The organism is Alkalitalea saponilacus (assembly GCF_900168165.1).
GTDB classification, from domain to species: Bacteria; Bacteroidota; Bacteroidia; order Bacteroidales; family Marinilabiliaceae; genus Natronoflexus; species Natronoflexus saponilacus.
In genome coordinates this window covers 48751-75037 of sequence record NZ_FUYV01000015.1, presented here as the reverse complement: position 1 = coordinate 75037, position 26287 = coordinate 48751, and the positions used below count along the sequence as shown (strand labels likewise).

21 protein-coding genes are annotated in these 26287 nt (G+C 40.9%); 19 read left to right on the top strand and 2 right to left on the bottom strand.

What is annotated here, in order from left to right; translation table 11 throughout:
* Positions 1 to 239: 239 nt before the first annotated feature.
* The 10 genes from nagB (at position 240) to B5X70_RS12335 (ending at position 13875) form a co-directional block, all read left to right on the top strand.
* Positions 240 to 1031 carry a glucosamine-6-phosphate deaminase gene (gene nagB / locus B5X70_RS12380; RefSeq protein WP_079558219.1) on the top strand — a complete coding sequence of 264 codons (792 nt, stop codon included), beginning with the start codon at positions 240 to 242 and terminating at the stop codon, positions 1029 to 1031.
* A gap of 56 nt (positions 1032 to 1087) precedes the next feature.
* Complete coding sequence (locus tag B5X70_RS12375) at positions 1088 to 3694, top strand: LamG-like jellyroll fold domain-containing protein (RefSeq protein WP_079558218.1); 2607 nt, start codon at positions 1088 to 1090, stop codon at positions 3692 to 3694.
* A gap of 320 nt (positions 3695 to 4014) precedes the next feature.
* Complete coding sequence (locus tag B5X70_RS12370; RefSeq protein WP_079558217.1) at positions 4015 to 5553, top strand: SUMF1/EgtB/PvdO family nonheme iron enzyme; 1539 nt, start codon at positions 4015 to 4017, stop codon at positions 5551 to 5553.
* An 11-nt stretch (positions 5554 to 5564) separates the two neighbouring features.
* Complete coding sequence (locus B5X70_RS12365; RefSeq protein WP_200812615.1) at positions 5565 to 6908, top strand: Gfo/Idh/MocA family protein; 1344 nt, start codon at positions 5565 to 5567, stop codon at positions 6906 to 6908.
* 25 nt (positions 6909 to 6933) lie between these two features.
* On the top strand, positions 6934 to 8283 hold the full coding sequence (locus B5X70_RS12360) for a Gfo/Idh/MocA family protein (RefSeq protein ID WP_079558216.1): 1350 nt from the start codon (positions 6934 to 6936) through the stop codon (positions 8281 to 8283).
* A gap of 58 nt (positions 8284 to 8341) precedes the next feature.
* The gene (locus tag B5X70_RS12355; RefSeq protein ID WP_079558215.1) at positions 8342 to 9187 is read left to right on the top strand and encodes a sugar phosphate isomerase/epimerase family protein; all 846 of its coding nucleotides are present in this window, start codon (positions 8342 to 8344) and stop codon (positions 9185 to 9187) included.
* A gap of 201 nt (positions 9188 to 9388) precedes the next feature.
* A complete protein-coding gene (locus B5X70_RS12350) occupies positions 9389 to 10534 on the top strand; it encodes a Gfo/Idh/MocA family protein (RefSeq protein WP_079558214.1) in 1146 nt (381 codons plus the stop codon).
* An 82-nt stretch (positions 10535 to 10616) separates the two neighbouring features.
* A complete protein-coding gene (locus B5X70_RS12345) occupies positions 10617 to 11531 on the top strand; it encodes a glycosyltransferase family 2 protein (protein WP_079558213.1) in 915 nt (304 codons plus the stop codon).
* Between the two features lie 11 nt (positions 11532 to 11542).
* Positions 11543 to 13570, top strand: a complete 2028-nt coding sequence (locus B5X70_RS12340; RefSeq protein WP_079558212.1) for a tetratricopeptide repeat protein — start codon at positions 11543 to 11545, stop codon at positions 13568 to 13570.
* Between the two features lie 29 nt (positions 13571 to 13599).
* Positions 13600 to 13875, top strand: a complete 276-nt coding sequence (locus B5X70_RS12335) for a hypothetical protein (RefSeq protein ID WP_079558211.1) — start codon at positions 13600 to 13602, stop codon at positions 13873 to 13875.
* A 5-nt stretch (positions 13876 to 13880) separates the two neighbouring features.
* On the opposite strand, the gene B5X70_RS12330 is transcribed toward B5X70_RS12335, so the two are convergent.
* Positions 13881 to 14324 (bottom strand): YqaA family protein, encoded by a 444-nt coding sequence (locus B5X70_RS12330; protein WP_079558210.1) that lies wholly within the window; start codon positions 14322 to 14324, stop codon positions 13881 to 13883.
* A gap of 412 nt (positions 14325 to 14736) precedes the next feature.
* On the opposite strand from B5X70_RS12330, the gene B5X70_RS12325 reads away from it, so the two are divergent.
* The 9 genes from B5X70_RS12325 (at position 14737) to B5X70_RS12285 (ending at position 25577) form a co-directional block, all read left to right on the top strand.
* On the top strand, positions 14737 to 15294 hold the full coding sequence (locus B5X70_RS12325) for a cupin domain-containing protein (protein WP_198314154.1): 558 nt from the start codon (positions 14737 to 14739) through the stop codon (positions 15292 to 15294).
* 359 nt (positions 15295 to 15653) lie between these two features.
* Positions 15654 to 16268 carry a 3'-5' exonuclease gene (locus tag B5X70_RS12320; RefSeq protein ID WP_079558209.1) on the top strand — a complete coding sequence of 205 codons (615 nt, stop codon included), beginning with the start codon at positions 15654 to 15656 and terminating at the stop codon, positions 16266 to 16268.
* A 40-nt stretch (positions 16269 to 16308) separates the two neighbouring features.
* On the top strand, positions 16309 to 16521 hold the full coding sequence (locus B5X70_RS12315) for a helix-turn-helix domain-containing protein (protein WP_232468276.1): 213 nt from the start codon (positions 16309 to 16311) through the stop codon (positions 16519 to 16521).
* Positions 16522 to 16632: 111 nt separating this feature from the next.
* Entirely contained in the window at positions 16633 to 18969 is a 2337-nt protein-coding gene (locus tag B5X70_RS12310) for a TonB-dependent receptor (RefSeq protein ID WP_079558207.1), read from the top strand.
* Between the two features lie 303 nt (positions 18970 to 19272).
* Positions 19273 to 20772, top strand: coding sequence for a rhamnogalacturonan acetylesterase (locus B5X70_RS12305; RefSeq protein ID WP_079558206.1), 1500 nt, complete (start codon positions 19273 to 19275; stop codon positions 20770 to 20772).
* A 154-nt stretch (positions 20773 to 20926) separates the two neighbouring features.
* Positions 20927 to 22192, top strand: coding sequence for an MFS transporter (locus tag B5X70_RS12300; protein ID WP_088328623.1), 1266 nt, complete (start codon positions 20927 to 20929; stop codon positions 22190 to 22192).
* Positions 22193 to 22510: 318 nt separating this feature from the next.
* On the top strand, positions 22511 to 23542 hold the full coding sequence (locus B5X70_RS12295; RefSeq protein WP_198314155.1) for an LLM class flavin-dependent oxidoreductase: 1032 nt from the start codon (positions 22511 to 22513) through the stop codon (positions 23540 to 23542).
* Between the two features lie 145 nt (positions 23543 to 23687).
* Positions 23688 to 24686, top strand: a complete 999-nt coding sequence (locus B5X70_RS12290; RefSeq protein WP_079558205.1) for an oxidoreductase family protein — start codon at positions 23688 to 23690, stop codon at positions 24684 to 24686.
* Positions 24687 to 24692: 6 nt separating this feature from the next.
* Complete coding sequence (locus B5X70_RS12285) at positions 24693 to 25577, top strand: 3'(2'),5'-bisphosphate nucleotidase CysQ family protein (RefSeq protein ID WP_079558204.1); 885 nt, start codon at positions 24693 to 24695, stop codon at positions 25575 to 25577.
* A 177-nt stretch (positions 25578 to 25754) separates the two neighbouring features.
* Here B5X70_RS12285 and B5X70_RS12280 read toward each other — a convergent pair whose 3' ends face one another.
* Positions 25755 to 26201 carry a DUF2059 domain-containing protein gene (locus tag B5X70_RS12280; protein ID WP_079558203.1) on the bottom strand — a complete coding sequence of 149 codons (447 nt, stop codon included), beginning with the start codon at positions 26199 to 26201 and terminating at the stop codon, positions 25755 to 25757.
* Positions 26202 to 26287 lie beyond the last annotated feature (86 nt).

Here is a 26287-nt window from a genome sequence, read left to right as displayed (position 1 = left end):
TTAAGTAACGAAAAGTTTAAAGGGCACAAGCATTTTTACAAGAATGCTTTTGCCCTTTTTGTTTGACATGATTTTGTTTAAGGTCAATATAAATCACATTCATGTTAATTGCTCCAAATTGCTAAAATTTACCGGAGGCAAATTTTAGTGCTGTTTCTACCTAATCGCATTCGAAAAATTGATTGTTAAAATAAATTGTTTAAGTATATTTATTCAATTTTTTAAAAACCAGGTAAACTATGCGATTATTGATTCATTCAGATTATGAGGCAGCTTCAATCTGGACTGCCAGATATATTGCTTCAAAAATTAAAGAACATCAAAGCAAACGCCCATTTGTGTTAGGGTTACCAACAGGATCTTCACCTTTGGGTACTTATAAGGCTCTGATTGAAATGTGCCGAAATGGAGAGGTCTCATTTAAAAATGTGATTACATTTAATATGGATGAGTATATAGGTATTCCAAAAGAAAATTCCCAGAGTTATCATTCTTTTATGTGGGACAATTTCTTTAAACATATTGATGTAAACCCTGAGAATGTAAATATTCCAAACGGCTCAGCACAAGATATCGATGCAGAGTGCTCGAATTATGAGGAGCGCATTAAAGAGGCAGGCGGCATCGATCTTTTTTTGGGAGGAATCGGGCCTGATGGACACATTGCTTTTAATGAACCCGGATCATCCTTGCATTCGCGCACGCGTGTGAAAACTCTAACACAAGATACCATCATTGCGAACTCCAGATTTTTTGGGAACAACTTGTCCAAAGTTCCAAAAACAGCTATCACCGTTGGCGTGGGAACAGTTATGGATGCCAGGGAAGTTGTGATTATTGTAAATGGACATAATAAAGCCAGAGCCTTACGACATGCGGTTGAGGAGGGGGTAAATCATATGTGGACCATTAGTGCATTGCAACTTCATCCGAAAGGGATCATTGTGTGTGACGAAGATGCAACCAGCGAATTGCGGGTTGGGACTTATAAATATTTTAAAGACATTGAAAAGGAAAGCTTAACAACGTAATTTGTTTTCTTTTTAGTGGGGTTGGAAAATAAAGCACGAATCACTACATTCAGGGTATGAATTACTGTAAAATCAATAGTGTTGGGCATTCATCGTTGCAATTTGTGCTCATGATCTTCTTTCTGTTCCTCTTTGTGCATCATTCCGATGCACAAAGACGACGTGCTGCCTCAAACGCTTTTGTTGATCAGTTTTTTCTTGTTTCAAATTATTCTGATTTAAACAACCATCTGGAGCCTGAAACAATGACCATCAGGGAATTGCTTCAGGCAAATGTGAGAGGTTTTCAAATCCGCCTTGAAGTAGATGCCGATTCGGCCATCATCCGAATGATAACTCCTCAGAAGAATGAGGAACCTTTTTCATATTTTCTTGATGAAATAAGCATCTTTTTAAATCAGAACCCCGGTGAAGTTCTAACTCTTTTTATTGATTATAATTTTCCGTTTTTCTATCTCGAAACAGCTTTAAAATCACATCATCTATACAATAAAATATTTGTATCAGAGACTGATGATTTATGGCCTTCAACCAAAATAATGGCAGAGAGGGGGCATCAGTTGGTCTGTTTTACCCTTCAACGGAATCAAGATACGCCTCCCGGATTTTATCATCTATGGGACTACGCTGTTGAGCCTAATTTTTCTACCGTTTTGGAGCCTGAGTTTCATGGTAGTTTTGCAAGGGGAAGACCCAGTAATCCATTCATGTTTTTCACCGGCTACAATCTTCCCCGGGATACAACAGGAATTGAGATCCCCTTTCTTATGATGAACATTAACGAGAATCCTTTTCTCATTTCCCATTTAATAAATTTATGGAAGAAAACCGGCAAAAGGCCTAATTTTATTGTTCGTAACAGGTATCATTATGTCATTTTGGGCGTTATTGAAAATTTAAATTCACATAACACCATAAGCGGAAATATAACCTACAACCTCCAGCCACTCACGGATGTCAGTTGGGAAGGTTCAACTCAGGCGCTTACCAGCGGTCACTACTCCTTTCCATTTCTTGCCGGTGAGGATGTTTTTTTACAACCATTTAGGCCCGGTTACAGCTTTACTCCTGAGAGAGTAAATCTGAGCAATGTGCGGGAAGATATAACACAAAACTTTTTAGCCAGTCCGCTTGACCTGCATCATCGGTTAAAGGCATATTTCCCTTTTGAGAACAGCACACGTGACGCCTCGGCAAATAGAAATCATGGTAAAAATCACGGTGTTCGTTTTGCGGAAGATCCCATACGAGGTTCTGTTGCATATTTAACCGATGACACCTTTATAGAACTACCCGATGCCGAAACTTTGGGGTTGCACAACAATGATTTCACCGTTAGTGCATGGTTAAGGATATCTCCATTGCAAGAGGAGAGAAGGGATATCACAATACTTGGAACTGAAGAGGCGACTTACCGCCAGGGACTTCATCTTCAACTCCGAAATGCGCGACCCTATTTTGGCTTTTTTGCAAATGACATCACAGGGAACAGCGAAATACGACCCAATGAATGGGTGCATGTTGTTTGGAGATACACGAAACGAACTGGAGAACAAGCCATTTTTGTTAATGGACGACCTGATGGAATATCTCAAAAGCACCCCTCCTTTATGGGGCGCGGAACGGTAAATATTGGCCGTGCCATACAAATGTATAATTACATGAATGGTTATATCGACGATTTGGCAATCTGGGACAGACCGCTAGGTAACGAGGAGATATGGAAGCTCTATCAGGATGTGGTTCCTCTTTACCAATCTAAAAAAACAAACTGGAATCTGATTGTTTTCCTTGCTGCAGGAATTTTACTGGTGGTTTATCTAATTATTCTACTCTATACGCGAAGGAATCGTCAAAAAACATCTCTGAATGGTGAAGCGCAGGATGTTCCGGTTATCAATATGCCTGCATTGGAGAAATCCAGACCAAATTCAATATGTTTATTTGGTGAATTTCAGGTAATAGATCGTGAAGGCAACGATATCTCCTTGCAATTCACACCAAAAATAAGGCAATTACTTGTGCTACTTCTGCTATACAGTCAAAAGCCACGAAGAGGAATCTCTTCTGATGACATCAACCAAATTTTATGGTATGGACTAAGCCGAAAGAATGCGACCAACAACAGGGGTGTTAATATGAGTAAACTGCGCCAGGTTTTGACGTTCCTTGATGGTATTCGCATTGATAGCCAGATGGAAAACTGGATGATAAATATTAACAGAGAACAGTTGTTTTGCGATTATGTTGAGGTTCAGGCCATGTTGCGCAATCGATCCCTGATTGATAACCCTGAAGGATTTATCGAATTCTTTTCAACTGTGGAAACTGGCGCTCTGCTAATTGACATGGAAGAAGAGTGGCTGGATGAATTCAAAGGTCATACAGCATCAGAAATAGTAGATACTCTTTTAAAATGTGCTCAACAACCATTCCTCACCGGAAACCATGACATGATTATTAAGATTTGCGACCGTGTGTTTATTGGAGATCCGTATAGTGAGGAAGCCCTTAAACTTAAGATTAATGCACTGATTAAACAGCGTCATTTTAATCAGGCGAAGTATACCTATCAATGGTTTTCTGATAATTATGAAAAAAGCTTTGGGGAACCATTTTGTCATACATTTGAATCATTTGTTGAGAAAAAAGACCAACTATAAATAATTCAAATCAATTTATATGTTTAGAGCTTAGTTTGAGGCAAAAGATAAAACCAGCATCCCTTGTTTGAAAGCGGAACAGTTCATCTATTCATAATACTAATCATTTTAACTACTTAATTTAGATAAAATCTAAACAGCAAGGTTGTCTGTGTGTTTTTGGCTGAATACCTGATTGTTATAGTGTGTGACTTTCTAATATTAATATCTCATTAATATCACCATAAGGGATCTGTAAGCATTTTTTAACAAAAAAGCATGCGAACAAAAATAAATTTGTAACTGGCAGTGTAAAATAATTTGATTAACACGTTAGTATTATGAATTTGGGTCAAATAAAAAATTCCTTCCGGAATTTTATTTATCGACGAAAAAACTTTCTGTTGTTTGCAGCCGGAGTAGTGACCGTTCTTCTTTTGATCTATCCATTCAACAAGGCTGTTCGTTTCACAGAAACGAACGAATATTGTTTTTCATGTCATGTGCATGGCCATGCAGAAGATGCCTGGCGCTTATCGCCTCACGTTAACAATAAAGCAGGAATTACAGTAAATTGTGTCGATTGTCACCTCCCCCCTCATGGAGAGAACCGTTTGTGGTCCAAAATAAAACATGGAGCCAATGATATTTACGGTTTTTTGTTCAAAGACTCCGCCGATTATAACTGGGAAGCAAAGCGCTCGCCGGAGGTTGCTATTAATTTCACTTACGAATCATCTTGCATCAGATGTCACGACAATCTTTTTCCTGTAGGATTAAGTACAGAAGGTGTTGACAGTCATCTTCACTACGAAAGAAACAAAGATGATCTGAGTTGCCTAAACTGCCACATACATACAGGCCACTACAACCCGGATTATGTGCATGCACAAAATTTGGCATTTGGACAAAAAGAAGAGGAGGAGGGTGAGACATTTACCGCACCTGCAAAAATAAAAGCATTTGAAAACTATACTGAATTCATACCCGGGACGACCGTTTCGTTTGAAATGGTAGCAATACCCGGTGGTACATTCCTAATGGGAAGTCCAAAAAATGAGCCATTCCGCCGGGAAGATGAAGGACCTCAGAGAGAAGTGTATTTAGATGACTTTTTCATGGCCAAAATAGAGGTTACATGGAATGAATTCCTTGCCTGGTTTAATGCCACATCCTCAGAAGGCCGGCTCACTGCTGAAGAACAAGCACAAGTGGACGGCTTTTCAGGAGCCACACCACCCTGGGGAGCACCCGACCAGGGATGGGGAACAGGACAGAGACCGGCCATTACCATGACACATCATGCAGCCATGGAGTATTGCAGATGGTTATCTGCTGTAACCGGAAAACATTATCGGCTACCAACCGAAGCCGAATGGGAATATGCTGCCCGTGGCGACACGCAAACACCATATTTTTTTGAAGGCAACCCCAGAAGGTTCTCGTCACAAACATGGTGGAACAGAATCTTTGGCCCATCCACTGATGTCATTTCAAATTATGCAATTTACAATCAAAACAGCAGCAACAGGACTTCCGAACCGGGTAATGTATTTGAAAATCCTTTTGGATTGGTTAACATGCTGGGGAATGTGGCTGAATTCTGTCTTGACTGGTACGCACCAAACACATATTCATCCTATCCGGAAGGAGTTGTCCGAAATCCCAGAGGCCCTGCAACCGGACAGGAAAGAGTCATTCGAGGAGGTTCTTTCAGGAGCGACGCAGCAGATTTGCGCGTGGCTGCACGAGACCATACACGCACCGATTTATGGCTGAGAACAGACCCGCAAATACCCAAAAGCAGATGGTGGTATTCCGATGCAAACCATGTGGGCTTCAGAGTTGTTCACGTGCCTCAGTCAGATACAAACAATTAATGAGAAACAAGATGCAGAAAAACAAAAATATGAACAGGCGAAAATTTCTTGAAAACACCGCATTGGCTGGCACCATTGGAATAATGGGAGTATCAATGCTGGCAGGTTGTTCAAAAAAAAGAAGATCTGAAGAGCTGGGAATCCCGCCTTTAAATGAGAGGGCTCCTGCCGGAAAAAGATTGAAGGCCGGACTGATTGGCTGCGGACACAGAGGTACTGGAGCTTTGCTTAACTTTTTGAGTACAGGCCCGGGGGTTGAAGTGGGAGCATTAGCAGATGTATTTCCCGATAAAATAACAGAAGTTAGAGAACGTTTGGGCAGATTTAACATCGAAGTACCTGACGACAGATGCTTCTCAGGGCTTGATGCTTACAAAAAAGTAATGCAGACAGATGTTGATGTGGTTCTACTTGTTACTCCACCATTCTTCAGGCCTGATCATTTCAGAACTGCTATTGAAGCAAAAAAACATGTTTTCATGGAGAAACCTGTTGCCGTTGATCCGGTAGGGATTCGTTCGGTTATTGCCACCTCACGAATGGCAAAAACCTTGGGATTAAATGTAGTAACAGGGACACAGAGAAGACACCAGCACGACTATCTGGCAACATTCGAACGAGTAGCCAACGGCGCCATTGGGCAACCTGTGGCTGCCAAAGCTTTCTGGAATCAGGAACACGTATGGTTCAGACGCCGCCAGGAAGGCTGGACTGACATGGAATACATGTTGCGAAACTGGAATAACTACACATGGCTCAGTGGTGACCACATTCTGGACACACACATTCATAATATTGATGTGGTTAACTGGTTTATGGAAAAGTATCCGGTGGCAGCAATTGGTTACGGAGGTCGTCATCGAAGAGTAACGGGTGATCAGTTTGACTTTTTCAGCATTGACTTTTCTTTTGGAAACGGGGTTTCTTCTCACAGTATGTGCCGACAGATTGACAATTGCGCCAACGGGGTTGGCGAAATTGTAATGGGAACAAAAGGATACACCAACTGTCTCAATACCATTTACAACTTAGATGGCAGCATCAAATGGCAATATCAATACCCAAATGATGAACAGGGTAATCCAATGAATACACCAAAAATTTCACCCTATATACAGGAACATATCCATCTGGTAACAGCCATCAGAACCGGTTATTACATCAATGAAGGAGAGCGTACGGCATTGTCCAATCTTGCAGCTATCATGGGAAGAGAATCAGCCTATACGGGGAGAAGAATAACGTGGGATGAAATATATAACTCCAATCTAAAACTGGGGCCGGAAGACATAACAAAGGGTAATGTTGATATGAAATTCGAGGTTCCCATACCGGGAACCCCAGTGAGGTCGTAAATAAAAGAATAATAATCAGGGGAATATGACACAAACAAGAAGATCATTTTGCAAAAACAGTGCCGCAGTAATAGCGGGGGCAAGTCTGGCTTCAGCCTTGCCCGGCATGACAGGTTGTTCCAGTAAAGGGCCAAAAATCAGGTATGGAGTCATTGGGGTTAACGGAATGGGACTAACAAACATCATGCGTTTTATGGAGCAGCCCGACACTGAGTTGGTAGCCATGTGTGATGTAGATCAAAACATACTGACCAGACGGGTACATGATGCCCGCGACTACTACCTAAAAACCAGAGAAAAAACTGGGCAGGGAGAAGTTCAGCCACCCGAAATAGCAGAGTATAACGACTATCGAGATCTTATTGCACGTGATGATATTGACGCCGTTATTATCGCAACACCTGATCATTGGCACTGTTTACCATTTATTGATGCCTGCAAAGCGGGAAAAGACATTTATGTGGAAAAGCCATTGGCCAACACCATTGGCGAATGCCTGATAATGGAAAAGTACGCCAAACAATACAACCGGGTGGTGCAGGTTGGACAATGGCAGCGTAGCGGAGACCACTGGCAGGATGCCATGGCCTACGTTCATTCAGGTAAACTTGGAAACATTCGCAAAGTTAAAACCTGGGCCTATCTTTCATGGTTAAAACCAGTTCCAAGACCTGACGGAAATCCCCCGGCCGGAGTGGATTATGATTTTTGGCTCGGTCCCGCACCAAAACGCCCTTTTAATGGAAACAGATTTCATTTCCATTTCAGATGGTTCTGGGATTACGGAGGAGGTTTGATGACCGATTGGGGAGCGCATCTTATTGATTTTGCCCTGTATGGAATGAAAGCTTCTATGCCGAATAGCATTATGTCTGTAGGTGGGAATTTCAGCATCGATAAAGCTGCCATGGAAACTCCGGACACGCAAACTGCCATATACGAATTTGATGATTTCATTTTACAATGGGAACATGCCATTGGAATTGATCGGGGGCCATATAATCGCGGACATGGAGTTGCATTTATTGGCGACAATGGGACTTTGGTGGTTGATCGAGGTGGATGGGAAGTCCTTCCTGAGAAACCCGGACAAGAAGGTTCCATTGCTGAGGTTCCAAGACAAACTGGAGACGGAAAAGATGCTGCCAATCATGTCAGAGATTTTCTGGACTGCATGAGAACCAGGAAAACCCCAAGGGGCTCAATTGACGTTGGTAAGGAGATTGCCATTGTTTCTCATATGGGGAACATTGCACACCGCGTTGGAGAAAAACTTTACTGGGACGACAATAAGAAGGAGTTTGTCAACAATAATAAAGCGAATGATCTTATTTGGCCGGTTTACAGAAAACCTTGGGAACTCCCAAAGGTTTAAGCATTAAAAATCCAGGGCTCAATCGGAGGACTACAAATAATAACCTTAAATCACATCTATGAAACCAACATCATTGTTTTTAGCGCTACTCATGCTCATGAACATTTCGTGCAAAGAAGCCGAAGAAAATCTCCATCCTTGGGAGGATCACGGCTGGAAACTGGCTGTACAAGCGTGGACCTTTAATCGATTCACCTTTGAAGAAGCGCTGGAAACAGCAAGCAATCTGGGGCTTAAGTATATTGAAGCGTATCCCGGACAGAAAATCACTGAAGAAAGCGATGCAACCACTCATTTCAGCATGAACGCGGAGACCAAAAACCTGATGCGCGAATTGACAAATAAACATGATATAAAAATTATCAATTACGGAATTGTGGCTGCAGGTTCAGAAGAAGAGTGGGAACAGTTGTTCGCCTTTGCAGCCGATATGGGAATCAAAACCATAGGAAGCGAGCCAGATCCAATCTGGATGGATTTAATAGAAAGCCTCGTGAAGAAATATGATGTTCAACTGGCGATTCATAATCACCCCCCTCCCACTCGTTATTGGAATCCTCAAACAGTTCTGGATGTTATAGAGGGAAGGGATTCCAGAATTGGTGTGAGTGCAGACAACGGACACTGGATGCGTTCGGGACTAAATCCAATTGATGTATATAAAATGTTGGAAGGTCGTATCAAATATCTGCATCTCAAAGACATGACAGCATTTGATGATATGGAAGCATACACTGTTCCTTTTGGCACTGGCGTTTTTAATATGAGAGAAGCTCTTCAGGTGCTTAAAGAGACCGGTTTTAAGGGGGTTATTACCATTGAGCATGAATGGGACTGGGAAAATCCGGCACCAAAAGTTGCCAAATCCATCGAACATTTAAGAGAAATATCGAGAGATCTTTAGCAATGGGACTATTTCAAAGCTAATATATAAACAAGTATTTGAAACCTGGACTGTTTCAAATGAGATGTCGCCCCTGTTTTAACCGGGTCTATTACAATTCATAATTTGTATTGGTTAATATCGTTCTATCACAATTCAGGAAACAGGGCGACATCTCAATTTTATAAACACGGATTTACTTCACTTTCATCGTATTGAAAAATGGCAAATCAAAAGATAAAAATGGGCATGATTGGCGGTGGTACAGGAGCCTTTATTGGTGATACTCACCGAAAATCAGCATTGTCGTCAGGTCAATTTGAGTTAATTGGAGGGATTTTCAGTTCTGACAACAGCAGAAGTCTGGAATTTGCCCGAAAAGAAGGGTTCGACTTAAAAAGGTGCTATAAAAATGTTGAGGAGTTAATCGCTGGTGAAACAGCCTTATCCGAGGAGGAAAGAATGCAACTCATTGCGGTGGTGACTCCTAATGCATCACATTTCCCCATAATCAAAGAACTCATTGCTCATCAGTTTCATGTGATGTGTGAAAAGCCAATGACTCTTAACGTTGATGAAGCCAAAGTTATTGAGGATTTAGTTAGAGATAATGACATAACCTTTGCACTCGCACATACCTATACCGGTTACCCCATGGTAAGGCAAATGCGAGCTTTGGTGGAGAAGGGATTACTTGGAGAAATACAACGAATAGATGCACAATATTACCAGGGATGGATAAACAGCATAATTCATGGTAACGAAACACGCATAAAAGGCGTGTGGCGACTGAACCCGGAAGTTGCCGGAGCAAGTTGCTGTATGGGAGATATTGGCGTACATGCCTTTAACCTGATTGAATATATTACTGGTTTAAATGTTCAAGAAGTCTTGGCCGACCTTAATACAATTCGTGAAGATATTTCTCTGGATTTAGACGGTACCGTTTTGCTGCGTTTTACAGAGAAACTAAAAGGTGTCATTCGGGCAACTCAGGTAGCAGGCGGAGTAGAAAACGATCTTAATATTGGAATATATGGCTCAAAAGCCTCACTTAAGTGGAGTCAGGAAAATCCTAACCATCTTTATCTGCTGACAGATAACGAACCTGCCAGAATTTACAAACCCGGGAACAGCTATAATTCTGATTTGTGTGAACTGGGACAAACCATGCCTGCCGGACACCCGGAAGGAATTTATGAAGCTCTTGCTAATATTTATAAAGGAATTGCAAAAAGCATAAGAAAAGAGCAATTTGCACATGGAGAGTTCCCAACTGTGCATGATGGTGTAAGAGGGATGCAGTTTATCCATGCTGTTATAAAATCGAACCGAACCAATAATACATGGGTAAATATTGAGAATTAAAAAACCCTGAAACTGATACTCAATCCTGATATTAATTCAGAGTTAAAGACCAACGCAAAAGTATAACATATAATTTACTGCTATGATTTCAATAGTTATTCCGGTTTACAATGAAGAACTGATTCTGCCGAAACTACTCGACAGAATTAAATCTTCTATGCAGGAGATGGATCAGGCATATGAAATTATATTCGTGGATGATGGCAGCAGGGACAGAACTTTGGAGATACTTCATGAGCAAAGAACTGCTGAAACCAGAATAAAAATCATAGAATTTTCACGTAATTTTGGTCATCAGGCAGCCATAACAGCAGGGCTGGAGCATGCCTCAGGTGAGTTTATAGCGTTGATGGACTCTGATTTGCAGGATCCTCCCGAGTTGCTTCCTTTGATGTATGAAAAGTTAAAAGATGGTCGGTTTGATGTGGTTAACGGCTTTCGCGATGCCAGAAAAGATGATAAAAGAAGACGATGGATGACCAAATTATTCCACCGTATTTTTACTGAAGCAAGCGGATTAAGCCAAATTGAAAACACGGGTCATTTTTCAATGATAAACCGGCAGGCATTAGATGCCCTGCTCACCATGAAAGAGAAAACCCGATATATACCGGGTCTCAGAAGCTACATTGGTTTCAGGCAAACCAGCATCAGTTATGAACGACAGGAGCGGGCTTCAGGAGAATCAAAAATGTCGCTAACAGACCTGTTCGGACTGGCAGCTGATGCAGTCTTTTCTTTCTCAAAATTTCCATTAAGGGCCTGTTTATGGTTGGGTTTAACCGGTGTTTTTATTTTTCTGTTGGCAGGAATTCATGTTCTGGTATCAAAAATAACCGGATGGGCGCCATTGGGATGGTCTTCCACCATGATAAGCATCTATTTTTTAGGATCCATACAACTAACGTTCTTAGGCGTTTTAGGCGAATATATTTACAGAACCTATAAAGAGAGTCAGGACAGGCCCATATATTTCATCCGTAAAAAGTATTTCTGATTGAGAAAAGAATGATAAATGAGGATAAAATATTCAAGTACCTTACCAAAGCATTGCTGGCAATTACATTGCCTGTAATGCTTGTTATGGCAATGGATGCGGGCATATCCGGCGATGAATATTTCCATCTCAATCAAGCCGAAGCTGTGGTAAATTGGTATTACTCTTTTGGGAGCGACACCTCTGCCCTTCATACGCCGCAAACAAATCTGAAATACTACGGGCAGGGATTTGATAATGCGGCATCTCTTATCGCCAGAGTATTTAATATTGAAGATATTTTCACTCTCAGGCACTTAATGAACGCTTTGGCTGGTTGGCTGATTTTTCTTTTTATAGTTCTTTTGGCTTTTAATCTTGGCGGGTGGCGTGCTGCATTTTTCTCTATCATCCTCTGCATATTATCTCCCAGGTTAATTGGGCACAGTTTTAATAACCTGAAAGATATTCCATTTGCGTTGGGTTATATAGCCGGCATCTGGTTTTTGGTAAAATGGATGAGGGAATGGCCTTTAATTTCGAGGAAAACCATGATCGCAATGACCCTCGTCATTGCATTTACCATCAGCATCAGACCTCCCGGCCTGATTCTGATTGGTTGGCTTTTTATCATTACAGTGCTGTTGTTGATCAATGACTATTTATTAAACCGAACAACGCCTGACTTTCGCCATCCAATCTGGCTTAAAACACTATGGGTTGCCATATCAGGGTATTTACTGGGATTAGTTTTTTGGCCTTTTGCTTTGCTGAATCCAATTAAGCACCCGATTATTTCACATCAGCTGATGGAAGCTTATCCGGTTACCATCCGGCAACTTTTTATGGGAGAACTGATGTGGTCTGATATGCTGCCCTGGTTCTATCTTCCATGGATGATGATGATAACCATCGCTCTGCCGGTTTTAGTAGGTTTTTTATTATTCTTTTTCACAGGTTTTTGGAAATCATCCAAAAAACGATTGTTTTTTGGATTCATTGTATTTACAATCTTCTTCCCCCTTCTGTATATCATCTTTAAAGAATCGAATGTTTACGGAGGCTGGAGGCATGTATTGTTTATCTACCCCCCTATGGTTGTTCTATCGGCCATCGGCATAAGCCGCTTGTGGCAATTCCTTAAGGTTAGGAAAGCCATAACAGCCAGAGCTGTTCTGGCAGTTCTTTTATTAATATCAATAATCCATCCCATAAAATTCATGATTATAAATCATCCATTTCAATACCTTTATTTTAATCAGATTACGGGTGGCTATAAAGGAGCTTTCGGGAAATATGAAGCGGATTATTATTTTCATACCATCAGACCGGCTGCAGAATGGCTAAACGACTACTTAAACGAAACCGGGGAAGAAGACCTGATTATTGCATCCAACTTTGAAACGGCCTGGTTTTTCAGACATAACGACAGAGTTAAAGAACATCGTCAAACCAGTTGGCATAACCGCAGCTTTGAAAATTGGGATTATGCCATTTTTTCAGCAACTTATTTGCACGCTTTTAATTTAAATCCCAAACAATGGCCTCCACTTGAAACCATTCACACAATATCTGTGGAAGGAAAGCCGGTTTGTGTGGTACTGAAAAGAGAAACTTTGTATGATTATCTTGGTTGGAAAGCTTTAAGAGAGCGGGACTATTTTCTGGCTGACTCACTATTAAATTTGGCAACCACGGTTCATTACGGATTGGAAGGAGCCTGGCTGAATCTGGCGAGATCCAGATATCAGTTGGGTGATCACTATTCAGCTATAAATGCTCTGGACATGGCATTGGAAATTCATCCAACTTTTGAACCGGCTTTGATGGAATACGCAAGGATTAGTTTTACCCTTGGAAACCCCGAAATGGCTTTAAATTTGTTGAACCGATTAACTGGTTATAATAAGAAGTACCTGCCTGCGTATACATTAAAAGCCGAATACCTGATTACCCTAAACCGTAAGAATGAAGCTCTGGCAGAAATTCAAAGGTGTTTAGATATCCAGCCTTCCTGGCAGCCGGCAAGAAAAATATTTTTTGAACTAACTGAATATTAATATATTTGCAACAATAAAACGATACGATTATGAGAAAATTTTGGATGATTATCGCAATGGCAATTATTCTGGCCATGGGTGCCGGAACAGTGAACAACGTAATGGCGCAATATGACTATGAATATGAAACTGTAGCGCCTGACACATTGTCAATTGATGACATGGATCCCATTCTCTACTCTGATGATGATTATGTGGCTGCTGAAAAAAGCAACAATACCGGTTTGGTAATTGGTATTATTGTAATTGCTGTAGTAGCAGGTTTAATTGTTTTCAAAGTGGTGTCCGGCAAGAAAAAAGAGTAACCGGATTAAAAAAGTTCCATAGCTTTTAATGTGAGATATCCCCAAACTGCGTAGCGCAATGCTTTTCCTATAAACATCCAGATTGCAGTGGGGATGACGCGACTTTTTACAAGTCCTAAGACAACGGCTATTGGATCACCAATTCCAGGCAACCAGGTAAAGAAGGCCACCCAGCCTTCTTTGCCTTTTATTTTTTTGTGTACTTTTTCAATTTGACTAGCAGGAATTTTAAGGTACTTCTCAATCCAATGCCACTTTCCAAGCCATCCAATCCAATAGGACGACATGCCGCCCAACCAATTTCCAACGGATGCCACAACCAAACTTACATATGGATCAAATCCTGCCACCAACATCCCTGATAATACAGCCTCGGAGCTAAACGGCAAAATAGTGGCAGCCAGAAAACTGGCTGCAAAGAGTGCGAGATATCCCAATTCAGTAAACATCCGGCAAAGATATTTATTCTGCGGGATTTTGCGTTTTAAGCAGAGAAGAAATAGAGGTCATCATAGACTGAATGGACTCCTTTTTAACCATTTTGCAGATGCAGTGTTTAAGATTCAAATCATTACAAACACATTCCTGGTGAGAGTATAATGAATGAAAATGATGGTGTTAAAACAAAAAATTTGCAATCAACCGGGATGTAAAAGCAAGTTTTAATCATGGATTTTTAAAATTACAAGTCTGAACTAAAAGTTTTGATAGTAAAAATCAACAACTTGTCATTTTAATCTTTCTTTTATTTTTATCGTATAACACGTAAATTCACGTGATGATAATTTTTATTTGGGTAATATGTTGATAGGCACCTGATTTTCATTAACTTTCGGTTTGTAAATCAAATACCTGACAGTTATGAAAAAGAAATTAATTTTGCTTTTAACATTACCGCTGTTGGTGATGTTGTTTTCCTGTTATTCCGGATCGGGAAGTTCGGAAACAACAGGAATCACAACCCCTGTAGTAGCTGAAATCCCTCTTTCCGATGTTGATTTTGATGTTGACCTTGGAGGACAGCCATGGGCTTTTGATATAGAGGCTGCCACTTTGGTAAATGATAGTTACCGTTCAGCCAACTGGACCGGGAAGTATATGCAGCTGGTGTTTATGTCGTTAAAACCCGGAGAAGTGATTGACCTGGAAATCCATGAAGATCATGATCAGTTTATTCGCATTGAGCAGGGTGAGGCTGTGGTTTGGATGGGAAAATCTGAAAACGATTTAACATACAGACAAGAGGTAGAAGATGATTGGGCAATTATGATTCCGGCCGGTTACTGGCATAAAGTTGAAAATACAGGCGATGTGGATTTGAAGCTTTATACTCTGTATGGACCCCCGGAGCATCCAATGGGAACTTCCAATAAAACATATGAAGAGGCCATAGAGGCGCATGGGCATCATCATCATTAATTATAGGTAGAAAAATTATTGAAAGACTGTTTAGTTTTCGCACCTGGGTTAGAAAGATCGACAAGAATTTAAATAGTCTCTAAAATATTTAGCCATATTTATTATGGATTATGGACGAAGTTTAAACAGTCTCTTAAAATATTTAGAGGCTGTCCAAAAAGTAAATTTAAATTTTCCTTATCTTTCAAATCGTAAATTACACGTTAATAATTCACCCCTAAATCCCCCAAGGGGGACTTTAAGCCTCCCACTTGGGGGAGGTTTGTAGGGGTGAAAGCAAGGTTGTTTTACAAATTGTAAGTATTGAATATTATTAACAGACTTTTTAGACAGCCTCATATAAAAATTATAATTAACCAGTGGACTTTATCACCATCGATTTTGAAACAGCTGATAGATTTCGTGATAGTGCTTGCGAAATAGGACTCACTTTTGTAGAAAATTTTAATATCACAGAAACCAAATCGTGGTTGATAAAACCGGGATGTTACCCAATTTTTGACCCATATAACATACATGTTCACAAAATTAAGCCATCAGAAGTAGCCAATGCACCAAATTTTTGTGAACTGTGGCCTGAAATTCATCCATTGATCGAAAACCAATTGCTGATTGCACACAATGCATCCTTCGATTTAAGTGTGCTGAGAACAACTCTGGATTATTATGGTCTGGAATATCCAGAATTAATGTACAGTTGCAGCTATTTATTTTCAAAAAATGTTTGGCAGGGGTTGTCTGGATACGGATTAGAGGCCTTATGTAATTACCACGACATCGATTTGCGGCATCACCGCGCCGGGCCTGATAGCCGCGCCACAGCCGAATTGGTTATTCAAGCATTTGAATTTGCCGGTGTTAATTCTATTGACGATTTTCCTGAAAAGTTGCAGATGAAGATTGGTCGCTTGTTTCCCGGCGGTTATCTACCATCAGGGAAAGTTAAAGCGAGAAGAACTAAAAAAATGGTATAGATACTCCTAAATGAATGTAATATTTGTAATCGGCATTTTTATGTCCTTTTTTATAGCTCTGTTGCTATTTACTAAAAAAGGGAAAACACTGCCGGATAAAACGCTGACAGTATGGGTGTTTGCAATTGGCATTCACTTATTTGGATTGGCATTGGATTCTGGGTTCAATTCCAAATCATCCTTTAATTCTGTTTTTAAGAAGCACAAAGGTTTAACTCCATCGCAGTTTCTGAATAGTAAAAAGCAGGTGTAATTTTTTAAGAAAAGCAGGTGCAAACGTACACGTTTGGACGATGCCAATCGTTTTTTGCTATTCCTTTGTGGACTTTACAAATTAATTGTTTGCAAACTTTTAAAAGCAATCATGAATAAAGCCCTTTTTTTAATTTTCTTCGCAGTTGTATCTGCGAATACATTATCTCAAACCATCAAACAAACCATCAGAGGACAGGTGCTTGATCAATCTACACAGGAGCCCTTGCCATTTTGCACTGTTTTTATTGAGGATTCCGATCCGGTTTTGGGCACTACCACCAACGACAGTGGATTTTTTGAACTGTTGAATGTGCCCGTTGGCCGCAGGGTATTAAGGGTTAGTATGGTAGGGTATGAGAGTTACATTGTTAATGAAATAATTGTAAGTTCAGGCCGGGAGATTAATCTCCAAATAGATCTCAGACCCTCATCCTCTGAATTGGATGAGGTAGTAGTCTCCACAAGAAAGGACAATCCGCAAAACTCAATGGTGACCTTGAGTGGACGGCAATTTACAGTTGAGGAGACCGAACGTTATGCGGGAGGATTAAACGACCCTGCACGATTGGCTTCATCTTTTGCCGGTGTGGCTACACCTTCGGTAGGCAGCAACGGCATTTCGGTACGTGGCAATAACCCCAACGGGTTATTGTGGCAAATAGAGGGTGTTGAGGTGCCCAACCCAAATCATTTTGCCAATCTTTCTGTAGCCGGTGGAGGCATGCTAACTGCCATCAGCAATCAAATAATGGGCAACAGTGATTTTTATACCGGTGCTTTTCCTGCTGAATATGGCAACGCCAGCTCCGGGGTGTTTGACATTCATTTGCGCACAGGGAACTCTAAAAAGCGTGAATATACTTTTCAGGCCGGAATATTAGGGGTTGATTTTGCCACCGAGGGCCCATTCAAAAAAGGGGGAGAGGCCTCGTACATTATGAATTACAGATATTCAACAATGGCTTTGGTTTCACCGTTACTGCCCGATAATGCAGGTGTTCTGAAATATCAGGATTTAACCTTTAAGTCTGTATTTCCTACTCAAAACTCAGGAACGTTTACTTTTTGGGGCATTGGTGCTTATGATGGTGTGGACATGGTTGCAGCCGACAGTGTTGACTGGAAAGCCGATTTTGACCGCGAGAACTCTTCAACAAGTTTGTATCTGTATGCAACCGGATTATCTCACCAACTGAGGTTAGGCTCGCGTACTTTTCTCCGAACGGCAGTTTCAACCTCCGGAGATGGCCTTTCGCACAGTGAAACGAGACTTGGCATAGCCGATCTACAGGAGAGTCCGTACTCAAAAGTAAAGAATCACTCAGGCAGGATGTCGCTACAATCGCGCATACAGCATCATTTTTCGGATATGCATGTCAATAGGACTGGGTTTCGGTATAGCTACATGTACTATAATGTGGGTATCGAAAAAGCCCCTTCTGAAGGGGCATCTCCGGTTCCGTTAGCTGATGGAAAAGGTGAATCAGGTTTGTTTCAGGTTTATTCCCAATCAACATACAGGGTTCTTCCGAATTTGGAATTGAACATGGGAATTAATACCCAGCTGTTGTTGTTGAACAACAGCTTTTCGGTTGAACCTCGGGTGGGAATTAAGTACCATTTCAACGAAAACCAAAGTTTAGCGGCGGCTTATGGAGTGCACAGCCGCGTTGAACAGCTCCCTCTTTACTTTGTGGTTATAGATGGCGAGCAGCCAAATAAAGAACTGGATTTAATGAAAAATGAACACTTTATTCTTTCATGGAACATGAGGTTGTCGCCATATTTACGGCTGGGAATTGAACCTTATTATCAGCGGTTGACCAATGTTCCGGTATCCCCTGATGGTTATTTGTCAAGTGTGAATTTTATGGATGAGATTTTTTTTAACGACCATTTGGTGAACGAAGGAACCGGGAGAAACATGGGAGTTGATTTTACTTTTGAACAGTTTCTGAACAGAGGCTTTTATTATCTTTTTACCTCATCGTTGTTTGATTCTAAATACAAAACGCCTGATGGCGTTGAACGCAACACGCGTTTCAACCGCAATTATGTATTTAATCTTTTGGCCGGAAAAGAGTGGGTTGTTGGTCGTGACAACAACAATTTGTTGAGTGCAGGTTTTCGTTTGAATTATATGGGAGGGCTCAGAAAAGAGCCGGTTAACATGGGCGAATCTCTGGCATTGGGCGAAGTGGTTTATGGAGAGACTCCGGGAAATCTTGCATTTGAAAATCAGCACAGCGACCAACCCATTTTTTCAGTCTCTTTTTCCTATCGGAAAAACAGACCCCGTTACTCTTCGGTTTGGTCGTTACAGATTTTGAACGTGTTGGCAACACAAGAATTCAATTCACACTATTATCATTTAAAAGATGGAACCATTGAGAGTCGATATGAAGGAATATTGATTCCAAATATTGGATATAGGATAGAGTTCTAATGTATTGAAGATTTTAAACCTGACTTGTTTTTGTGTAAGCCCGATTCTATCGGGAATCATGATGTATCGGGAATAGTGATCTATTGTGTCTGTAATTCTAATTTTCTATTTTCGGGTTTTAAGGTTTAATTTAAACGGTTTAAAAACAATAGATCGTTGAAATTTCAGTTCTTAGGTAAGAGTAAGTTCATGATTTTAAGCACATTGAATGCATTACAAGCAAGTTTGTATATGCCTATAGATCAATTAGATAAAAAAGTTTAACGAACTGTTATAAATAAGTTGTCATTATAATTTTCAATTATGTATTTGCGAGTTTTTAGTCTTATAGCCTTCCTGGCTTTCCTGACCTTTTCATGCACAGAATCTGAAAAGCCTGTTATTTATACCATTGGTGATTCCACAGTAAAAAATGGACAGGGAGATGGTGCCGGTGGATTATGGGGCTGGGGAGATCCTTTTAAACTCTGGTTTGACACAGCAAAGGTTGAGGTTAAAAACCACGCACGTGGCGGAACCAGCAGTCGCACCTATCGAACATTGGGATTATGGGATGAAGTGTATAACAAGTTAAAAAAAGGGGATTATGTTTTTATTCAATTTGGACATAATGATGCCGGGACACTAAATGATTCAATTCGGGCCAGAGGAACCATTCGTGGTGTTGGTGATGAATTTGAAGTCATTGATAACATCCTGACCGGAGAGCGTGAAAAAGTATATAGTTATGGTCGGTATTTAACTGAATACATTAAAGAGATTAAGGCTAAAGGTGCCACCCCGATAATTATTTCCCCAATTCCCCGCAATCGATGGGAGGATGGTAAAGTGCCTCGCAACAAGGATAGTTATGGAGGCTGGGCAAAGACCGTGGCCGAACGAGAAGATGTCACATTTATTGATTTGAATGAAAAAATGGCACAAGCCATGGAAACTTTGGGAGAAAGTAATGTTACAAATGTTCTTTTTTTCAGTCACGACCATACACATCCCAATGCTGAAGGAGCAAAACTGGCTGCTTCTCTTGTGGTTGAGGGTATAAGGGAGTTAAGAAATAGCCGGCTTCATGTTCTGTTAGATCCTTATGCTGTCATCAATTTCCCGGTTAAGAAGAGAGCCGTTTTAATTGGGGATTCAACCGTGGCAAATGGACGGGATTCCATTGCCGGATGGGGGTTGTTTTTTGCAGATTTCCTGGATACTTCACGAATCGAGCTTTTGAACAGAGCTCGAGGAGGACGTAGTAGTCGTACTTTTTATTCAGAAGGATTGTGGGAGCAATCTCTTGAATTATTGCAAGAAGGAGATTTTTTATTGATTCAATTTGGACATAACGATGGAGGTGCCATTGACCAGCCTAAATTTCGTGCTTCTATTCCCGGAATAGGAGATGATTCTTCTGATGTTATATTGGAAGACGGTTCGCTAGAAACGGTTCATACTTATGGCTGGTATTTGCGTCGGTTTATCACTGATGCACAGTCAGTGGGAGTAAATGTAATTGTTCTTTCACATATTCCGCGAAACAGATGGCACAAAGGCAAGGTTGAGAGAAATAATCTGGATTATGGATTGTGGACACGTGAAGTTGCTATGGAGACTGGTGCTTATTTTATAGATCTGAATGAAAGGGTTGCTATCCAGTATGAAAAGATGGGGACTGCAGCTGTCGCTTTAATTTTCCCCAAGGATCATACACACACAAATGAAGAGGGTGCATTGATAAATGCCCGTATTCTGGCAAAAGCACTTTCTGAACAAGGATCGCCCATGCGCTCCTACATTTTGTTGAGAGACCAATAAACCACCTCTCTAAAAGAGCTTTTACTCTATTACATCACTTCAAAATTTTTTAGTTGGTTCTCCCTTTTTCTGAAGCTCAGTTTATTTTTTTTTAATTGTCATTATAATTGATATGTTTGCTGGCTGATTTTTAACCGGCAATTAAATTAAGGCAATGATTAAGTTAAAAGGGCTACGTTGGTGGATAATAGGGCTTATTGGTATTGCAACCATCATAAACTACATCGACCGTTGGGCGTTGGCCGTAATGTGGCCCGAAATATCGTCCGATTTGGGACTGGACAGAAATAGCTATGCCCTGATTTTGAATACTTTTATGGTTGCTTATGCAATTGGACAGTTTGTAAGTGGTCAGGTTTTTGATAAAATTGGAACCAGAACAGGTTATGTTTTAAGTATAATTCTATGGAGTTCGGCCTCGTTACTTCATAGTTTTGCAAGAGGGGTGCTGACATTTTCTTTTTTGCGTGCTGCGTTGGGCATTGGGCAAGCAGGAAACTGGCCTGGAGCCGTAAAGAGCAACGCTGAGTGGTTTCCCCGGCACGAACGTGCTATTGCTCAGGGGATCTTTAATGCCGGAGCTTCAGTAGGAGCTTTGGTTGCACCGCCTTTACTGGCGTTTCTGTTTGTGGCATTTGGTTGGAAAACCACTTTTCTTATAGTAGGTTCTTTTGGTTTTTTATGGCTCATCCCATGGTTGATCATTAATAAAAAATCACCAGCCGAGCATCCCTGGATTACAGAAGAAGAGGAGGAGTATATTTGTAATGATCAGACTGAGCCAAGAGATACACCAATCAGAAAAAAGAGCGGTTTTTTATCGGTTTTGAAACATCGGGAATCATGGGCAGTATTAATGGGACGTTTTTTTACCGAACCGGTATGGTTCTTTTTCATGGGTTGGTTGCCTATTTATCTTTTCGACGCTTATGGGTTCGATATCCAGCAAATTGGTCTTTTTGCATGGATTCCATACGTTGGTGCGGCTATTGGAAGTTTGGCCGGGGGTTGGTTCAGCGGGTTTTTGCTTCGTCGTGGACGTTCAATCAATATTGCCCGAAAGGGTGCCATAGCTGTTGGGGCTTTTTTAATGGTTGCCGGTTTGGTTGGCACAATATTCCTGGCACAATCACCTGAAGCGTTCTTAGCAGTACTTTTTGTGGTGTTGTTTGGCTTTCAGTTCTCCATTGGCAACATCCAAACGCTACCCAGCGATCTGTTTAAAGGAAAATCTGTAGGTTCATTGGCCGGGATTGGCGGTATGGTTGGAATGTCATCCGTAATTATAATGAACTTCATGGTTCCGGTGATCACCAAAACGTCTTATGTACCAGTTTTCGCCCTGATTGCTCTTTTTGTTCCGTTGGGTTTGCTCTCGGTCCTGTTTTTCGCAAGGAAAATCCGAAATGTGGGAGATTAGAGGCAGATATGATCAGATTATTCAAAGCTGATTCCTCCTCTTAATTTGGTTTTAGAGGACATTAAAGGGGCGCTAGCCCTGATATCTTAAATTAGACATTCTCTAAGATTTTTAGATCTCTATTATTTAAAAACTGTGTCATGTTGTCCTAAGTTCGTTCTTCACATATGATCCAAAATTCAATTGAACTTTTTATCTAATTATTCGTTTTTGTTTAAACAATGTTTCTTTAAATGTTCGTAATTGGCATATATTAAGTTCTTTATAAAAGCATAAGTATTAATCAATACTGAAACAACAAAAACCAAAAGGTTTGATATGATAGAATTAGGAATTGACAGTTTTGCAGCAGTTAAGACGGAAGAAAGCAGAACCAGAGCTCACAATAGTATGGAATCCCTTGAAGAGTTGCTTGAAAGAATTGTCAGAGCCGATGAATCAGGACTTCATCTCTTTGGATTTGGCGAGCATCACCGGGAGGAGTATTTGGATTCGGCCAATACAATCATAATGGCAGCAGCGGCAGCTCGTACCAGACAAATTCGACTGGTTAGTGCGGTTACAGTTTTAAGTGCTGCCGACCCGGTGCGCGTGTATCAACAATTCGCCACATTGGATCTCATCTCCAAGGGTCGGGTTGAAATGGTGGCAGGCAGAGGTTCTTTCATTGATGCTTTTCCTTTGTTCGGATTAGACATGAAAGATTACGATGAGCTGTTTACCGAAAAAATGGAGCTGTTTCTTAAAATACAGAAAGAGGGACGAATAACATGGTCGGGAAAATTCAGACCTGCCATGAATGACCAGCCCGTATATCCACGTTCGTTTCAAAACCCCATTCCTGTTTGGTTGGGTGTTGGCGGTACTCCGGCATCATTTGTCAGGGCAGGGAAAATGGGGCTCCCGCTTATGGTGGCAGTCATTGGTGGCGAAACCCATCGTTTTAGGCCGTTGGTGGACATGTACCGCAATGCATGGTTGCAGGCAGGGCATCCTGAATCTGAGATGAAGGTGGGACTGCATTCATTGGGATATGTTGCTGATACCACTCACAATGCCATCGAAGAGTTTTACCCGGGATATGCCGAGTCTTTCACAAAAATTGGGCAGGAACGGGGATGGCCGCCGGTTACCCGCAGTCGATTTGACCCATTGGTTAGGGAAAAAGGGGCCCTTTTGGTGGGAGATGCTTCCACAGTGGCTGAAAAAATACTTCGCCACAGCGAAGCTCTGGGAGGAATCAATCGAGTTACCTTTCAAATGGACAGTGCATTATTGTCGCATGAGCAGATGTTACGTTCCATTGAGTTAATAGGAAAAGAGGTAATTTCTTTGGTAAACAGGGATTAGGTTTCTGACTTAACAACCTCTTCTTCGGGCGGTACAATATACAGCCATAATAAAAAGAGAAACGAAACATTTACTCTAATAATTCCTCAATTAGCAGGCAAATTGTAATTTTGCTGGTAATTTTATCAGAAACACACATTTTGACGTGAACAACTATTTTAAGGAAAAAATAAGCGAAATTACCGGTACAAACCATATTGAAAAAGTTGAAGAAATTCAATCGCTCTGGAGCGGCTATGGCCGCATCCAGAGATTTTATTTTAAGGAGGGACGTTATCCTTCTGTAGTTGTAAAGCATATTTCCTATCCTGAAGAGATGAATCACCCGCGGGGTTGGAATACTTCAGTTTCGCACCAAAGAAAATTACACTCCTATCAGGTTGAGATAGAATGGTATAAAAAGTGGAGCGACCGTTGTTCAGATGAATGTTACACGCCCGGATGTCTGGGAGTAGAGCAGCAGCACAATGAGATACTCATTGTGCTGGAAGATTTAAACAGCACAGGATTTCCGAAAAGAGCAAAAACCATTTCATTGGATCAGATGGAGGTTTGTTTGAGATGGCTTGCTTATTTTCATGCAATTTTTATGAATAGCGAACCTTCCGGTTTATGGCCCATTGGAACCTACTGGCACTTAGATACCCGGCCTGACGAATTGGAACAGCTGACGGATAAAAACCTTAAGCAGGCGGCTTCCATGATTGACCGGGTTCTGAATCAAACCAAACATAAAACATTGGTGCATGGCGATGCCAAACTGGCAAATTTCTGCTTTTCTGATGATATGCAAAAAGTTGCTGCCGTGGATTTTCAGTATGTTGGTGGTGGTTGCGGCATGAAAGATGTTGCCTACTTTATTGGCAGTTGCTTATACGAAGAGGATTGCGAAAAGTATGAAAATCATCTTCTCAACACCTATTTTATGCATCTTAAAACAGCCATTTTTAAGTACAATAATGATGTTAACTTTGATGCACTGGAACAGGAGTGGCGTGAGATGTATCCTTATGCCTGGGCTGATTTTCATCGTTTTTTAAAAGGCTGGAGCCCCGGTCATTGGAAAATAAACAGTTACAGCGAAAAAATGACCAGAAAGGTTTTACCGGATATAGAAAATCGGAAAGCATCAATAAAAAAATAAAAAATTATGAATCTCACTTCCGGGCAACTTTTTTTATTAAAAAACAGCGCCATTGCAGCTGCATACCAGGCAGGAATATACATATCCAAGCAAGTTGACCGCAAGCTGAACGTGGGAACAAAAGCTTCCGGCGACAGTCTGGCATCGCAGGTTTTTACCGAGGTGGACATGGAGAGCCAGAATATAGTTTCACAGGTTTTGGAGCCCACTATGGACATGTTCGACATTGGCTTTTTAGCAGAAGAGAGTCCCGATGACGGGAGTCGCCTGGTAAAGGATTACGTCTGGTGTATTGACCCGTTGGACGGCACCCTCCCTTTTATTAACAGGCAACATGGATACTCAGTATCCATTGCTATGGTAAGAAAGGATGGTTTTCCGATTATTGGTGTGGTTTACGATCCGCTAAAACAAAACCTCTATCATGCGCATACCGGAGGAGGCGCATTTTTTAATCAAAAACAGCTTGAGATTCCTGATAATAACGATGAGGTATTACATCTATATTCCGACCGAAGTTTTGCCGAACAAGACTTTTTCCCCATGGTGGTTAAAAAGCTGGAAGAACACCATCAATCAACCGGATGCAGAAAAATAGAACTGCACACCACAGCCGGAGGCGCCATGAATGCATGTATGGTTTTACAACATGCCAATTCGTGCTATTTTAAGTTTCCAAAGGATGAAGAGGGTGGAGGCAGTTTTTGGGATTATGCAGCATCGGCTTGTATTTTTAATGAAGCCGGAGCAATATCTGTTGATATGTTTGGGTCGCCGCTTGAACTGAACCGCCGTGAATCAACTTATATGAATCATAAGGGGATTTTGTATGCCAGTTCGCAGAGGATAGCTGGGGTGGTTATGGAAACATTTAATTCGTTTCCCATATAAAAGGGCTGCAATCTTTAAGCAAACTCACTTTCACCCCTCCAAACCTCCCCCAAGTGGGAGGTTTAAGTCGCCCTTGGGGGATTTAGGGGTAAAATATTAATGTGGAGTTAACGATTTGAAAGACAAGGATTATGAAAATTTACTTTTGAGACAGTCTCTTTCTTCATTTTATTGTTGTTAAAATCCTTTCTCTTCCATTCTTTTTGTAAATTCCTGCCCGAGTTTCATCCCCCACGCTTGTCCAATCTGCATTGATTCCTCCATAATCAGAGGTGTGCTTTCGGCGAATTTTAAACCAGCGGGCGATTCATAGAACTTTATGATGTCCTGTAAGTCGCCAATGGACATATATTTATAATAGACAGGAACCAACATTTCAGTTAACTCATCCATTGAAGTTTTAAGGAATTCTTCTTCAAGTTCCATCCAAATTTCTGCTTTAACATCAGGATACTGATGCTTAAACATCGAAATCATTTGTTTGATGGCTGTTTGATACGAAGCCTCAGTCCCTGAAACTTCAAACATTTTCTTAAGAGTATTACTATACTCAGAATCTTCCTGCCCGAACGCTGTTATACTTGCAAAAAAGAAAACAACGATTGCAAAAATAGTTTTAATCATAATTATTGTGTTAAGTGGTTAAAAATTAGTTGACAATATATCGTTTGGCTTTAATCTAACATCTAAATTTCTTAAACTCGAACGAC